Origin of the sequence: Psychrobacter sp. 219-2-C (genome assembly GCF_049560815.1) — a bacterium.
GTDB classification, from domain to species: Bacteria; Pseudomonadota; Gammaproteobacteria; order Pseudomonadales; family Moraxellaceae; genus Psychrobacter; species Psychrobacter faecalis.
In genome coordinates, this window is record NZ_CP186933.1 from 2,771,106 (window position 1) to 2,786,904 (window position 15,799).

The 15,799-nt window shown below is 44.5% G+C and carries 12 protein-coding genes; 3 read left to right on the plus strand and 9 right to left on the minus strand.

The genetic code is table 11. The features are described 5' to 3' along the window. Positions 1 to 228: 228 nt before the first annotated feature. Positions 229 to 1,668: a ribosome rescue GTPase HflX gene (gene hflX, locus ACPEGP_RS11410; RefSeq protein ID WP_423813488.1), complete on the minus strand. Its 1,440-nt coding sequence runs from the start codon at positions 1,666 to 1,668 to the stop codon at positions 229 to 231. 386 nt (positions 1,669 to 2,054) lie between these two features. Between hflX and ACPEGP_RS11415 the strand changes: the two genes are divergently transcribed. Then, entirely contained in the window at positions 2,055 to 2,858 is an 804-nt protein-coding gene (locus ACPEGP_RS11415; RefSeq protein ID WP_423813489.1) for a lysophospholipid acyltransferase family protein, read from the plus strand. Between the two features lie 168 nt (positions 2,859 to 3,026). Here the strand turns inward: ACPEGP_RS11415 and ACPEGP_RS11420 are convergent, their stop codons facing one another. Beyond that, the gene (locus ACPEGP_RS11420; RefSeq protein ID WP_423813490.1) at positions 3,027 to 4,067 is read right to left on the minus strand and encodes an aldo/keto reductase; all 1,041 of its coding nucleotides are present in this window, start codon (positions 4,065 to 4,067) and stop codon (positions 3,027 to 3,029) included. Positions 4,068 to 4,123: 56 nt separating this feature from the next. Then, a complete protein-coding gene (locus tag ACPEGP_RS11425; RefSeq protein WP_201590513.1) occupies positions 4,124 to 4,621 on the minus strand; it encodes an FKBP-type peptidyl-prolyl cis-trans isomerase in 498 nt (165 codons plus the stop codon). A 155-nt stretch (positions 4,622 to 4,776) separates the two neighbouring features. Between ACPEGP_RS11425 and ACPEGP_RS11430 the strand changes: the two genes are divergently transcribed. After that, on the plus strand, positions 4,777 to 5,448 hold the full coding sequence (locus ACPEGP_RS11430) for a DUF1294 domain-containing protein (protein ID WP_423813491.1): 672 nt from the start codon (positions 4,777 to 4,779) through the stop codon (positions 5,446 to 5,448). Positions 5,449 to 5,480: 32 nt separating this feature from the next. Here ACPEGP_RS11430 and ACPEGP_RS11435 read toward each other — a convergent pair whose 3' ends face one another. From ACPEGP_RS11435 to ACPEGP_RS11455, 5 genes are all read right to left on the minus strand, one after another. Beyond that, positions 5,481 to 6,122 (minus strand): O-acetyl-ADP-ribose deacetylase, encoded by a 642-nt coding sequence (locus tag ACPEGP_RS11435; RefSeq protein ID WP_423813492.1) that lies wholly within the window; start codon positions 6,120 to 6,122, stop codon positions 5,481 to 5,483. 169 nt (positions 6,123 to 6,291) lie between these two features. Then, positions 6,292 to 6,909 carry a signal peptidase II gene (lspA, locus tag ACPEGP_RS11440; RefSeq protein WP_423813493.1) on the minus strand — a complete coding sequence of 206 codons (618 nt, stop codon included), beginning with the start codon at positions 6,907 to 6,909 and terminating at the stop codon, positions 6,292 to 6,294. Then, positions 6,902 to 9,760 (minus strand): isoleucine--tRNA ligase, encoded by a 2,859-nt coding sequence (gene ileS / locus ACPEGP_RS11445; protein WP_423813494.1) that lies wholly within the window; start codon positions 9,758 to 9,760, stop codon positions 6,902 to 6,904. Before ileS ends, lspA begins: the two co-directional genes overlap by 8 nt. 591 nt (positions 9,761 to 10,351) lie before the next feature. Continuing rightward, positions 10,352 to 10,915 carry a redoxin domain-containing protein gene (locus tag ACPEGP_RS11450; protein WP_423813495.1) on the minus strand — a complete coding sequence of 188 codons (564 nt, stop codon included), beginning with the start codon at positions 10,913 to 10,915 and terminating at the stop codon, positions 10,352 to 10,354. Between the two features lie 117 nt (positions 10,916 to 11,032). Then, complete coding sequence (locus tag ACPEGP_RS11455) at positions 11,033 to 12,670, minus strand: carbon-nitrogen hydrolase family protein (protein ID WP_068403999.1); 1,638 nt, start codon at positions 12,668 to 12,670, stop codon at positions 11,033 to 11,035. 696 nt (positions 12,671 to 13,366) lie between these two features. On the opposite strand from ACPEGP_RS11455, the gene ACPEGP_RS11460 reads away from it, so the two are divergent. Next, positions 13,367 to 13,996: a BLUF domain-containing protein gene (locus ACPEGP_RS11460; RefSeq protein ID WP_423813496.1), complete on the plus strand. Its 630-nt coding sequence runs from the start codon at positions 13,367 to 13,369 to the stop codon at positions 13,994 to 13,996. Positions 13,997 to 14,101: 105 nt separating this feature from the next. Here the strand turns inward: ACPEGP_RS11460 and ACPEGP_RS11465 are convergent, their stop codons facing one another. Next, complete coding sequence (locus ACPEGP_RS11465) at positions 14,102 to 15,571, minus strand: FAD-binding oxidoreductase (protein ID WP_423813497.1); 1,470 nt, start codon at positions 15,569 to 15,571, stop codon at positions 14,102 to 14,104. Positions 15,572 to 15,799 lie beyond the last annotated feature (228 nt).

A 15,799-nucleotide genomic window follows, 5' to 3' on the forward strand; every position in this document is an offset into this window, starting at 1 on the left:
TATCAATAAATCACGCACTGCTGATATCAATTTTTCTTGCTTGCTGTGGCTGCGCAGATAGAGGCTACAAAAAATTGATATCATCAATACCGTAGCGTTTTTAGGATATTTTGACTATATCATAAATGTCCATTACCCCTTATATGCTACAAATATAAAAAAGGACGCCATCATTTGATAACGTCCTTTTTAACTTCACCCAGATTAAATAACTGGCAACGAGGTTGTTTAACTTTGCGAATCGGATGCTTCTGTAGCAGAGTTTAACGCTTCAAATTCAGCAAAAGCATCTTCTTCCTCTGCCGTTAAAGACGCAGCTTCATCAATACTCTCATCTTTTTGCTCAAACTCTTCAAGTATCGGCATTAGTAGTGTCGCTTGCGCTAACGGCAATACATCTAACGGCTTTAAATTGGCTTGTCCCAATAGCTGTTTGAGCCTATCACTTGGCAAGCGAATGGTTAGGCGCTCATGACCATTATCGTCATAGCTTTCTTCCAAAATGACGCCAAGCTCGTACAAGGTATTTTTAAATTGACCGGCATTATACGGTAGGGTCAAATCAAAAGTAGTTAAGTTGCCCGTCAATAATTGCTGTACAGCAAGCGACAACTCTTCCATGCCTAGGTTTTGGCGTGAAGAAACATACACCCGATTAGGCTGACCTTCTTTCGCATAACCAATGTGCGCCGGCTCATCGGTTAAGTCAATTTTATTATAAACATTCAGTACAGGCACATCGTTGTCAATCTCAGCAAGGACGTTTTTCACCGCTTGAATCTGCTCGTGCATGTCTTCACTAGACGAGTCGATGACATGCAGTAGTAAGTCGGCTTCCAATGTCTCTTCTAAGGTTGCGTGAAACGACTCGACCAACTCGTGCGGCAAATGGCGCACGAAACCAACGGTATCGACCAAAACCACGCGACCAACCCCTTGCCAGTCAAGACGGCGCAAGGTCGGGTCAAGGGTGGCAAATAATTGGTCGGCGGCATAAATATTTTCATCGACCAAGCGATTAAATAGGGTAGATTTACCAGCGTTAGTATAACCGACGAGCGAGATGGTCGGGACGTCTGATTTTTGCCGACGCGCTCGACCTTGGGCACGGGTTTGGCGTACTTTTTCCAGTTTATTTTTCAACTGATTGACACGCACTTGTAATAAGCGGCGATCCGTTTCTAGCTGAGTTTCACCGGGTCCACGTAGACCAATACCCCCTTTTTGGCGCTCCAAATGCGTCCAACCACGCACCAATCGCGTTGATAGGTGGTTTAACTGCGCAAGCTCAACCTGTAGCTTACCTTCGTAAGTACGGGCGCGCTGGGCAAAAATATCCAAAATTAAGCCGGTGCGGTCAAGCACGCGGCATTGTACCAAGGCTTCGATATTACGCTCTTGTGACGGCGACAAGTTATGGTTAAAAAGCACGATATCAGCGTCGTATTCGCGGACCAATTCGGCTATTTCTTGTGCTTTACCGCTACCAACGAAGTATTTGGCATCAGGACGCGCACGCGAGCCTGTAACCAACGCCAAACGGTCAGCGCCCGCTGAGTCTGCAAGTAGCTCAAATTCATTTAGATCGTCGGGATCTTGAATTTGGCGGATGTCTAAATGGACGATAATGGCGCGCTCGCCACCTTCATGTCTTTCAAAATATTCCAAAGAGTATCACCTATTATTAAAGTAGATAAATCGCTATGACCGCTTCTATGAGTATCGATATAGCGTTCATATGACCCTCTATATGTGGTCTTATCATTTGATATTAAAGCGTATGTACGCAATTAGCTACGTCTTTATGTTACAGCGTTTAAGGGTACATATTTTTATCAATAAAGATTTTAAGCTGAGACTATTAACAAAAGCCACTCATAATTCAGTGTACAAGTCATCACTGAGTAAATAAATTTTGTTATACTCATTGCCCTTGTTTACGAGATATAATCATACGTTTTTTAAGCAGCACTCTTTTAAGCATTAAGCTTTTTTAGCACTAAGATGTAATAAAGCATTTTTAACCCATAAGTTTTTAACCATGAGGGACACAGATGAGCCAATCTAAGTCAGGCTTTTCACTCAAACAGCAATTAGGTCGCGGCAAACAGATCGCTGGCATGACCACCACCATCGCTGGCGGATTGCGCGCCGCCCAGCGTATAGGTGCCTTTAAACAGCCACCGCGCGAAAAGCTACCGCGCTATATTCAAGCGTTTTGCCGTAAAATGGCAGGCTCGTTTGGCGTGCAGGTCGTGGCAGTCGAGCGCGTAGAGCAGCATCACGGTCTATGGGTATCCAATCATGTATCGTGGATGGATATTCCGGTAGTGGGGACGCTAAGTCCGGCTTTTTTCCTATCAAAGGCAGAAATTGGCGATTGGCCAATCTTTGGTAAGCTCGCTCATGCCGCAGGGACGGTGTTTATTGAGCGCGGTTCCGGTGATGCGGGCACGGTTGCTACTCAAATTGCCAATTTTTTAACCAAAGGTTTTTCGGTTATCTTTTTCCCAGAAGCGACCACCACCGATGGTAAAAAAATCAAACGTATCCACGGCACTTTGCTGCAAGCGGCGATAGATGCTGACGTCCCAGTACGCCCGCTAGTGATTGCATATGTCAATAAAGATGGCACGTTAAGTGAGGCGCTGCCTTATTATGGCAAAATGACGATGAAAGATAGCCTAAAAAAGGTGCTCGATAGTAAAGATGTGACGGCTTTTGTCTTACCGCTTGAGCCGATAGATCCTAAAGGGTTGAGCAAAAGTCAGCTAACCGATTTGTTACAAGCGCATATGCAAGAAGGCTTGGCTGAACTGCATTCGCGGGTTTTAACGAAAGCTGCTAATAAACCTTAAGCAAGTACAGAACTGTTTAAAATAGAGCTGCTTTAATAGAAAAGTAGTCATAAAAAAGGCGCCAATCTTAGTCATCAATACTAATGATTGGCGCCTTTTTTTGTTAAACAAATATTTGAACGTCGGCTTATTAAAAGCTGAGCAATATCAGAATCTCATGTTGGAAAATTACGGCGACGGATTAGGGTGCTGGGTATGTACCGCTTCAATCGCTTTTAGCACATCTGCGCTTAAGGTGACATTGATACTATCGATATTTGATTGCAGCTGCTCAGTGGTGGTTGCGCCAACGATATTACTAGTGACAAACGCGCGCGAATTGACAAAGGCCAATGCCATTTGCGCCATATCCAAGCCGGCATCGGCAGCGATTTTGGCGTATTGGGCGGTGGCGGCTTTTGCTTCGTCATTGGTATAACGAGCAAAGCGGTCATACATCGTCAGGCGCGCGCCAGTAGGACGTTTACCGTCAAGGTATTTGCCAGATAAAACCCCAAAGCCGAGCGGCGAGTAAGCAAGTAGACCGACATTTTCACGATGGGCAATCTCTGCCATGCCAACTTCATATAGGCGATTGAGCAAACTATAAGGATTTTGCACCGTGATAGGCGCGATTAAACCATTTTTATCCGCTTCCCACAGATAACGCATCAGCCCCCAAGCGGTATCGTTTGATAAGCCATAAGCACGAATACGACCTTTTTTGATCTCGTCATTTAATGCCTGTATGGTTTCTAAAAAAGGCGTCAAATCATCCAGCGACTGCGCTGCCATCTCTTCACTATAACCGCGCTGGCTAAAAAAGTTCGCTTGACGTTCAGGCCAATGCAACTGATAAATATCAATATAATCGGTTTGCAAACGCTCAAGATTGCCATCGATAGCACTACTGATTTGCGCAGCGGTATAACGCGTCTGACCATCGCGTAAAAAATCCATCGGTGACATTTTGCTAGCAAGAATGACCTTGTCGCGCTGTTTGGTTTTATTAAACCACGTGCCCATAAAGCGTTCGGTATCGCCTTGCTTGTCTTTATCAGGCGGCGACGGATACATCTCGGCGGTATCCCAAAAATTCACGCCTGCACTAAGCGCCATGTCCATCTGGGCATGCGCGTCGCTTTCGCTATTCTGCTGCCCCCAGGTCATCGTCCCTAAGCAGATTTTTGAGACTTTTTCATTCAGTTGCGGCAGTGTTTGATATTGCATCTGTTTATCCCTGTTTTTATTCTCAATAAGGTTTTATTCTAAAGCCGTTTTTTATACTACATCAGCTTGATACCTGTGACGCCCGGCGGGGTGACTTGGAATATTTTTACTTTAAACAGTACCGATTGACCAGCAAGCGGATGGTTAAAGTCGACTTCGACTTCGTCGTCATCAATGGCGCTAATGGTACCGGGCAGGGTGTTTTTGCCTTTATCTTCAAACTCGACCAACATTCCGATTTCAGGATTGTCAGCGACTAAGGCAAATTGGGTGCGGCTAAAATGCTGGATGTTATCAGGGTTCCACTCACCAAATGCTTGCTCAGGCTCAAGGTGGGCGGTGCGTGTATCGCCAGCGCGTAGGTTCATCAGCACTTGCTCAAAACCCGGTAAAAAGCTCTCATCGCCAACGGTCAGCGTCACTGGCTCGTCGCGGTTAAAGGTTGAATCAATCACCGTACCGTTTTCGAGCGATACTTCAAAATGCAGCTTCACAAGGCTGCCGTGGGTGATGCGAATGTCTTCGTTGGGAGTGATAAATTGGGAGTCGGTCATAATAAAAGCCACCTATCGCGAGTTATAAAATAATTAAAAATGTGGATAAAAATAATGTCAGAAATGATAAGTCATCTCATAAAAGATGTAAGCCTAAATAGTGTAACGCAAATAGTGTAATATATTTGATGAATCTAAGAGAGAGCGACGTATTTATGGCAAAACCGATGGCACATAAACAACAAGGCCATATCAAAAAATGGCAAGACGATAAAGGTTTTGGTTTTATCGAAACCGCGGCGGGCGAGTCGGTATTTTTTCATATTAGCGCGTTTAGAGCCCAGCGTCGCCCTGAGGTTGGCGAGCAAGTGGTTTTTACAGTAGGGCAAGACAATCAGGGACGCCTGCAAGCAAAGGACGTGCAAGAACTCAGCTTTGTACAACAAAAAATGGCGCAAAAGAATCAGAAAATCCGTCAGCGAAACCACAAACGCAGCGCCCAAGCAGAATTTGAAGCAGGGCAAAAGAAACGCTTGTTCCTTGGTATTGGTTTTTATGGGGTTGTAATTTTATTGGCGGTCATGAATAAGCTAAGCTGGCTAGTGATTGCTTGGTACGTGATCTTAGGCGTCATTACCTATGGCATGTATGCCAAAGACAAAGCCGCTGCCCAAAATGGCGACTGGCGTACGCCTGAGTCAACGCTGCATCTGTTAAGTACGCTTGGCGGTTGGGTTGGGGCGCTGATCGCACAAACCTATTTACGTCATAAGTCACAAAAGCCGGAATTTCGTATCGTTTATTATTTGACCGTCATTATTAATTTGGCAGGGTTGTTATTTATACTAGCGGGTGGTGGTCTAGACGCTTTAAAAGCATTGCTATAAGCGTGTTTTTTACTCTGAAGCGCGTTTTACCCTTAACTGTGCTCTAATATGCTCTTATAAACCGCTGCATCGCTGGCTGAAAAGCAGCAAAAAATCACTTCGCGAATTGAAAGCTCAGACGTTTCGCTTAAGCTATTCTGTAGATAATCTTGCACCGTACCCACAGCAATTTGTGCTGCTTTGTCGATTGGATAGCCATATACGCCGGTACTGATAGACGGAAAAGCAATGCTGCTTAGATTATTTTGAACTGCTAAGTCCAGTGAGTTTTGATAACAGCTGGCAAGTAGCTCTGGCTCGTGACGATTGCCACCATGCCAAACAGGGCCGACTGTATGAATCACATACTGACAGGGTAGCTTAAACGCTGGACTGATTTTAGCATCACCTGTCTGACAACCATTCAAGGTACGACAATACGCCAATAACTCATGTCCAGCTGCCCGATGAATTGCGCCATCAACGCCGCCGCCACCAAGTAAGCTTGAATTGGCGGCATTGACAATAGCATCAACTTTTAAGGTGGTAATATCAGCTTGTAACACCGATAAAGCCACGCTATGACCATTATTATTTCTACCACTATTGTTTTTAGCATTCGTGTCATCAAAAACTGAGAGTTGCTTTTGAGCGATAGGTTTTATATGATTATTAGACCTTTGATTATCAGACATGGCAGCACCCTTTTTATATTGAACTTAATATACTTTAGCGTTTTTATCGAAAATCGACTATAGGGCTTACGTTATCGCTAAGCTTTAGTACGCTAAATCTTAATAAAGGCGCAAAAAAATAGGCTATCTAAGTGGTAGCCTATTTGCAAAGTCATTGTATTTATATCATTTAAGCATCACGTTTCTTTTCTAAAAACAGCATATCAATCACAATCAGCGCCACACCAATACAAATACCAATATCGGCAATATTAAAGATGGGATAATGCCAAACGTCGGCGTAATGCACGTGAATAAAGTCAATCACGTGACCATGGAGCAAGCGGTCAATCAAGTTGCCCAGAGCGCCGCCAAGTACCAGAGCCAAACCAAAAGATAATAGCTTGGCTTTACGCGGTGCTTTAATCAAATAGCCGATTAAAAACAGTGACATTAAGAGTGCCAGTCCGGCAAAAAACCATTTTTGCCAACCTGCTTGGTCTGCCAAGAAGCTAAACGCCGCGCCATAATTATAAGCAAGCGTCCAATTTAAAAACGGCTCAATTACAGGTATGGGCTTGAGGAAGTTTAGATTGGTTTCAGCCAACCATTTCGTCCACTGGTCAATGATAAGCACAGCAAGCGCCAGCAAGTACCATATAAAGGCGCGACTGCCATTAGCGACCATTTTTGGCGTCTTCTTCAGACGACCTTTAGGCGTGGTTGAGCTACCCGTAGTCGCATGCGCAGGCGTAGGCGAGTTATCGACCTCAACCTGCGGCTGCTTATTTTCAGGTGAGTTAGGCATAATGGCGCACCTCGCCGTCGCCTGCGACGTTGGTCACGCAGCGCGCGCATAGTTCAGGATGCGTCGCGTCTGTACCGATATCATCACGGATATGCCAGCAGCGTACGCATTTTGTGCCCGTCGCAGCGCTGACGTTAACCACTAAATCACCCGATGCGTCTTCATTTTCATTGCTATCGGCTTTTGCGTTAGCTTTATCAGCAGGCGCGGCGCTCATTGGTTTTAACGTTGCGCTACTGGTAATCAGGACAAAACGTAGCTCTTCGCCAAGCTTGGCTAAGCTTTCATACATCGCACCGTCAGCATATAAATCTACGCCAGCCGAGAGGTTGGCATTGATAATTTTCTCACCGCGCGCGGTTTCGATATGTTTATTAACGCTATCTTTTGCTTGCATGATACGTTGCCAGTCGTCGCTACTGATGGCGCTAAGCTCAAATGCTGGGAACTCATACCATGCTTCGGTAAATACGTAGCCTGCGTCAGTGCTGTTTTTACCTTGCAATACTTCCCACGCTTCTTGGGCGGTGAATGACAAAATCGGCGTAATCCAGCGAATCAAGGCATGGGCGATATGATAAATTGCCGTTTGCGCAGAGCGACGCGGCTGTCCATCAGTTTGGGTGGTGTACTGACGGTCTTTGATAATATCGAGATAAAAGCTACCCAAGTCTTGCGAGCAAAACGCGGTGATATGCTGGGTGACTTGGTGAAAGTCCATCGCATCATAAGCACTGATGATTTGCGCTTGTACCGTTTGCGCACGCTCAATAATAAATTTATCAAGGCTGACCAGCTCATTAATATCAACGCTGTTGGTCGCAGGATTAAAGTCGTCGGTATTGGCCAGCAAGAAGCGTAAGGTATTACGGATACGGCGATACATGTCGATGGCGCCTTTAAACACCGTTTTACCCGCGCTCATCTCATAACGATAGTCGCTCGAGGCAATCCACAAACGCAGCATATCGGCGCCGGTTTTATTGATCTCGTCTTGCGGCGTGATGATGTTGCCAAGTGATTTACTCATCTTGCGACCATTTTCATCAACGACAAAACCATGGGTCAATACTTGTTTAAACGGTGGACGCTGGTACATTGCCTCAGATGTAAGCAATGAGGTCTGGAACCAACCGCGATGCTGATCCGAACCTTCGAGATACATATCGGCAGGATTAGTTAATTCATCGCGCTGCTCAAGGACGGCAAAATGCGTCGTTCCTGAGTCAAACCAAACGTCTAGCGTATCAGTTGCTTTATCATAGTCTGCCGCTTCCGCCCCTAAAAAGTCTTCACAGCTGGCATCAAACCAAGCTTCAACGCCGCCTGCAGCGATTTTTTGCGCCGCCACTTCCATCAGCTCTAGCGTATTTGGATGCAGTTCGCCGGTTTCTTTATGAGTAAAAAAGGTAATCGGCACGCCCCACGTACGCTGGCGTGAGATACACCAATCTGGGCGACCGGTCATCATCGCTTCAATGCGGTTTTGACCCCAAGCTGGCGTCCAATTGACAGAAGGAATATCAGCAAGCGCACGCTCACGTAAGCCTTTGGTTTCCATACTGATAAACCACTGCGGCGTGGCGCGGAAAATAATCGGCGACTTATGACGCCAGCAATGCGGATAGCTGTGCTCGATTTTGGTATGGTTGATTAAATGGCCGTTATCATGCAGTGCTGCGATGATTTGCGGATTGGCTTTATAGATATGCTCACCTGCAAATACCGCCGCGCTGTCTAGATAAACGCCCGTTCCACTGACTGGGTTTTCAACCGGCAAGTTATATTTCAGGCCAACGATATAATCGTCAAGACCATGCCCCGGTGCGGTATGGACGAGGCCAGTACCGCTATCCGTGGTTACGTGTTCACCTAGGATAAGCGGCACTTGACGATCCGCAATCAATGGATGCTGGGCGCGCAGGCCTTCAAGCTCACGTCCTGAAACGGTAGCTAAGATGCCATCGTTAGTCAGTTTAAACTCGCTTAATGCGCTTTCAACCAAGTCAGTGGCTAATAAGAAGTTACCTTTGGCAGTCGCGACCACGCTGTAGTCATGCTCAGGGTGTACTGAGATGGCTTGGTTTGCTGGTAACGTCCAAGGGGTCGTCGTCCAGATAATCGCGGCGATATTACCTTCAATGCCGCTTAATGCTGCAACCTTGTCGGTATCAAGCACATCAAAGCTCACATAAATAGCGTCTGAGACTTTATCTTGGTATTCCACTTCAGCTTCTGCTAGCGCAGAGCTACAATCCAAGCACCAGTTGACTGGCTTCATGCCGCGGGTGACGTGGCCGTTGTCATAAATTTTAGCAAGCGCGCGTACGATATTAGCTTCTTGATGGAAGTTCATTGTCAAATAAGGATTGTCCCAATCACCAAACACGCCCAGACGTTTAAAGTCTGCCTTTTGTAGCTCAATCTGGGTACTTGCATACTCGCGGCATAGACCACGGAATTCAGTTGCCGAGACTTTTTGACCGACTTTACCAACTTTGGCTTCGACCTTTTGCTCGATAGGCAGACCGTGACAATCCCAACCCGGCACATAAGGCGCATCAAAACCCGACAAGGTTTTTGATTTGACGATAATGTCTTTTAATACTTTATTGACCGCATGACCCAAATGAATCTGACCGTTGGCGTATGGAGGGCCGTCGTGCAAAATGTATTTGGTCGCGCCCGCCCGCGCCTGACGAATTTTGCCGTACACGTCGTCTGCTTCCCAAGCCGCCAGCCAGTCTGGCTCACGTTTAGCAAGGTTGGCACGCATCGCAAAGGGCGTATCCGCAAGGTTTAGGGTGTCTTTGTAATCGTGGCTTGGGGTGTCGTTACTTTTATTAGTCATAGAAGGCGTCTTATCAATGGTGGTTAGAAATAGCGTTTAAATTTAGGCGTAAGATTAAAGATATATGGGGTCAAATCTTTGATAATCGATGCTAGGGCGTGTCCTCAATTCAAGCGCTTGTATCTAAATGGGCTAAAAATGGCTAAATTTTGTCAAACATCGTCAAATAGCTGATTAATATCTCGATATTATTTGCGCTATTTTCCTCGTTTGACGGCAATTTATCTCATTTTTAACACCATTTTTAAAATGAGGACACGCCCTAGTCTTTTACTTATTACTTAAAAAAATTTGCTTAAGAAACATGGCACAAAATAAGTTGCTTATCACTTGATTGTAAATGGACACGTCCATCATAAATACTAATCAGACGATTGCAACAAAAAATATTTTTAGCAGAATACTTAGAAAAGGGAATAGGGTAACGGCAGCTATTATATGACAAAATGGGTAGGGTAAAAAGAGCTGGCCGGTATCGTCCTATTTTTAGCCAAAAGCAATGATTGATTAGCAGTAATGCGCCATCTATTAAACCATAGGTCTGGTACGTTTAATCGTCTATTTGTTAGATTTTATACCGTTGACCACGGGTTAAAAAACTTCTGATAACCATAAACGCAATTTGAGTGACCAAAGCGGCTGAATACCGGTCAAGCCTTGCGTCATCTCGCCATTTTTCAAAACCACATAAGACGGCGTTACTTGGCCTTGCCAATCAGCAAATATCTCACCTTCTTGGTCATTAATAGTGGTAAAGCGGTAATTGTGCTCGGCAAGGTAGCTATGCAACTCTTGGTCAGAACCGGATTTAATCGCAATCGTTACCACAGGATAATTATTCGCTGCGGCAAGCTTATCTATCGTCGGCGAGGTCACCCGACAAACCGGACACCACGTTCCCCAAAAGTAAACCAACGTTGGCTTATCCCGACTCATGGCTGCCAAATCAACGCTTTGACCTTGATAGTCGGTCAATTGCAATTGCGGATTGGCTGGCATGACCGGTTGGCGCCACCAGTTAATTGCCATATAAATGATCGCAAATGCTAAGCCGTATATAAGCAAGCTTTTAGCAACCGACAATAGCTTTTGCTTGGGTGTTTTTTTTGATATCTCAGGGGTTTTTGTAATATTAAGATTAGAATCAGTGGTCATAATGGCTGCTTTTTTGCGCTTAAATGTTAATAGATAAAAATAAACGGCTGAATGGTCAGCCGTCTTATTGTAATTTCTAGATTGTTATTTTTAATGCTTGTCTTTTAATATAAGCGCTTAAGGTTTTTTCGCGCGGTCTTGCAATGGGTCACCGATAAGCACGCTACCAGAGTTTTCACGGCGCTCAGCATCTGATAATTTACTCGCTGGCACTTTGGCTTTTCTTTTCCACTTCAAGCTAAACAAATCATCGCGGCGGTCAAGTAAATTATGTACCGAGCCTTCATTACGAACGTGAATAAGCTTGTCTAAGTTCACGTCAGAGAAAAATACCATCTCAGTATTGGCCGTTGTTTCTGCCATAATCGCATCGTGCGGGAACGCAAAATCTGATGGCGAGAAAATAGACGACTGCGCATATTGAATGTCCAAGCTTTCAACCTGCGGCAAGTTACCAACCGAGCCGCAAATCATCACATAACATTCGTTTTCAATCGCCCGCGCTTGCGCACAGTGACGTACGCGCAGGTAGCCGTTTTGGGTATCTGTCCAAAATGGGACAAACAAAATATCCATGTCATCAAGTGCCATCAAACGCGCAAGCTCTGGGAACTCAATATCATAGCAAACCAAGATACCGATACGACCAGCATCGGTGTCAAATACTTTGACCTCATCGCCACCTTCAATCACCCACGCGCTACGCTCATGCGGAGTAATGTGGATTTTGCGCTGCTCTTCGACCGTACCGTCACGGCGGCACAAATAACTGACGTTATATAAAGTATCATCGTCGTCCAAAAACGGCATAGAGCCGGTAATGACGTTGACGTTATAACTGACTGCTAGATGCGAAATCTCGTTTTTAAACCATTCGGTATAACCGGCCAAAAAGCGAATCGCAACGTTTTGATCGGTCGATTCACACAGTCCCATTAAGGGCGCGTTAAAGAATTCTGGCAAACAAGCAAAGTCAGAGTTGTAGTCGGCCATGATATCGACGAAGAACTCAACTTGTTGCAGCAGCTCTTCAGGTGACTCCACCTCACGCATTTGCCATTGAATACCGCCGATACGCACCTCAGATTTACGGGTATTTGGCTTATAATCTTGCGGCTCATAATAAATATTCGCCCATTCAAGTAGCGTGGCAAAGCCTTTTGACTGCGCATCATCTGGCAAATACGCGGTCAAAATACGTTTCACAATAAAGCCATTTGATAACTGGAACGACAGCGCTGGGTCATGAATCTCACGCGCTTCTACAGCCTCAATATATTCGCCAGGGGTCAAATCTTGATGATTATGATAATTGGGAATACGACCACCAGCTAAAATAGCGCGGAAGTTTAACTGACGGCACAGCTCTTTACGCGCATCATAAAGCCTACGCCCCAAACGATACCCACGATACTCAGGGTCGATTAATGCATCAAGCCCATAAATCGCGTCGCCTTCAGGGTTGTCTCTAATAATTTCTTTATGACCAATTAAATCATCATAAGTATGCGGGTTAGAGAACTTGTTATAATCGACGCGCATAGAGAGCACGATGCCAATCAGCTCATCGTGGTCAAATAGCGCAATCTGCCCTTCGGGAAAGGCATCAATCAAAGCATGAATGGTGTTTTTTGACCATGCACCGCCCAAGTTGACATAAACGCGATCCATCAAGGCTTTAAGCTGCGGGTAGTCTTTTTTCTTAATTTCAGCAATCGTTAGGTGAAAGTCGTCTAGTTTTTCAATTTTGCTCATAATGTTCCTGTCTGTCGTCTCTGTAAATCGGTCTTAATAAATCGATATTAATATTTTTGTGCTAAAAATCTTGCTAGAAAGGGCAGCTATAAATAGGATTTTTATAAAAAAATGGCTATTAAAAATCGTAAGAAAAGCACGTAAAAGGCGTTTTCGCATAGATGCAATTGCTAAAAGTAAACGCCAGCGCCCAGATTTTTCTACGACTTTTTAGATCACAATGTCGATAAAAGCATATCAATAGGCTTATTTAAACGTTACAATCATTTATCTTTGGATTTACAATGAGTTATACGCAAAAATAATAAATCCTGCCTTTGTCATTATTTGTTTTAATAAGGCGATTTAGCAAGTTTACAAGTGCTCATTCTTCCACCGTCTTTTGTCTTTATTTTAAATACTTTCTGCAGGTAACTTAATTTTTAGCCCTTTATGGCACAAATGACGCTTATTATCACGTTTCTCTTTGCGCTGGTTATGATAGCAACTCCCATAAACAATCACAGACAAGCGGCGTAATTATTTGCTAGGTTTTTGTTGCCCGATTTTATTACTAGGTCTTATTACCATATTTTATTACTCAGTTTTCGTGAAGCGCCATCTTTACTATCCGTAATATTCTTGTTTTTTTACACGTCATTTTAGATGGCGTATTTTTTCGGTTGCCTTCAATGGTGACCTTTTAGGATTTTTATTATGCCCCTAACTCATGCTAATGCCTTTAGCAAATTAGATGAAATAGCAGATACTGCATTGATACAGTTGGTGTATGTCAGCAGCTTGACGCTTGCTTCACGGTTAAATGCAGCAATATTTGATGAGGTAGAAGCTCATGCGCGTGATTATAACGAGCAGCACGGCATCACAGGGACGTTATGTTATGGCAATGGGCATTTTTTGCAATGTATGGAAGGTGAAAAAGCCAAAGTGGCGGCGTTGACGCAGCGCATTTTTGCCGATAAGCGCCATAAAGACGTGCAAGTGCTCGTATTACAAGTGATTACGCAGCGTGATTTTTCAGACTGGCGCATGCGTTTGCTGTTTTTGGAGCGTTGGCTTTGGTCGCCTGCCACCAAAAAACAGGCAGCGCAATTGTCGCCATATCTACCCTTTGCGCCGCACGGCTGGTCAGCTGAGCGTACCGAACAGTTTTTGCAAATTATCAAAACCTTTGACACCCCGCCACATATCAAAGCAGCCGGCATTACCTATAACGCGCTTGGCAATATGGTGCGCCACATCGCCGCCCCGCATCAAGCGTTTTTAGTCGTGCAAGGGTTTTTAAGTGTGCTATTAATCGTTGGTTTGGTACTGTTATATTTATAAGCTTTGCTATTGTGATAAACAATAATATAAAAAAGACGCTAGACTTAATGTTTAGCGTCTTTTTGATGTCATCAAACTTATCGTGATAATAATAAATTGAAGCAATTACATATCGAAAATCTTACCACGGTTCATAATATTATTGGGGTCAAATACTTTTTTCACTGCGCGTAAGTACTCAATCTCAGTCTCGCTACGGCTATAATTCAGATAGGGTTTTTTAGTCATACCAACGCCATGTTCTGCAGAGACCGAACCGCCGTATTTTTGTACCGTTTCAAACACGTATTTATTGACGATTTGACACTCGCTAAAGAAATCATCTTTGCTCATGTTTGCAGGCTTTAAGATATTCAGATGCAAGTTACCATCACCGATATGACCGAACCAACAGACCTCAAAGTCAGGGTAGTTGCTGCTGACGATGTGATCAATCTCAGCGATAAATTCAGGTACGTAACTGATTAATACCGAAACATCGTTCTTATAAGGGGTAAATACAGAGATGGTTTCAGAAATATACTCGCGCAGCTTCCACAGCTCTTCTGCTTGCGCTAGACTCTGACTCATCACCCCATCGACGACCCAACCTTGTTCCATGCACTCCTCGAATATTGCCATGGCTTTGTCCATGATCGGCTCATACGGCGCCTCAAACTCTAGCAGGGTATAAAACTTGGTACGCGACTCAAATGGCTCTTGCACTTGGCCGTGCACCATCAGCTTATCAATCGCCACATCGTCAAAGAACTCAAACGCCGTCAAATCAATTTTCGCTTGAAAGGCAGATAGCACATTCATGACATCATTAAAGTTGTCCATGCCTAAGACCATGACGTTTAAGTCTTGTGGCTGACGCTCAAGCTTGATTTGTGCATGAGTGACTAGACCAAGCGTACCTTCGCTACCGATAAATAATTGGCGTAAATCATAACCGGTGGCGTTTTTTACCATACCGCGGTTCAATTGCAAGATATCACCTTTACCAGTAACCACAGTCAGCCCCATAATCCATTGACGGGTCATGCCATAGCGAATCACTTTAATACCACCAGCATTGGTGCCAATATTGCCACCTATTTGACTGGAACCTGCTGAAGCAAAGTCGACGGGATAGTATAAATCTTTTGATTCGGCAAACTGTTGCAGCTGCTCAGTGACCACGCCGGCTTCAATCTCAACCATACGGTCAGCAGGATAAAACTGTCCAATATGATTCATCTTATCCATACTGACGACAATCTCACCATTGGCGGCTACCGCTCCAGCAGACAGACCGGTACGACCGCCACTTGGGGTTAAAACCACGTTGTGCTCATTGGCAAGGAGGACAATCGCTTGTACTTGCTCGGTGGTCTTTGGAAAGACTATAGCGGCAGCAGCAGGCGCGAAATGTTTGGTCCAGTCTTTGCCCCAGTGCTCTAAGCTCTCGCTATCGGTTTTGATTTGGCTGGGGTCAAACTGATGGACATCAAGCAAGCTGCTTAAGATGCTTTGGACAGCAGCAGTATGGCTGGTAGTGGTTTGAGAATCATTTTGAGCGGTAATATTGCTTTGGCTAGCTAAAGAAGTCATGTTCAAATCTCGGTAGAAACGCAAGCGCTATGCATAAAAGGGATTATTATATCGCTAAATGGATATAACCCAGCGGTGCTAACTGTGTTTATATAAATAAGTAGGTTTAGATAAGTATAAGCGAGCGCGTAGCGCAATGATAGATAGAGATGCTGTCATACGCCTATCTGTCTCGCCTAAATCGTTAAAAACAGTTTAATAAGGTTTGGTTATAAGTTTTATATACCA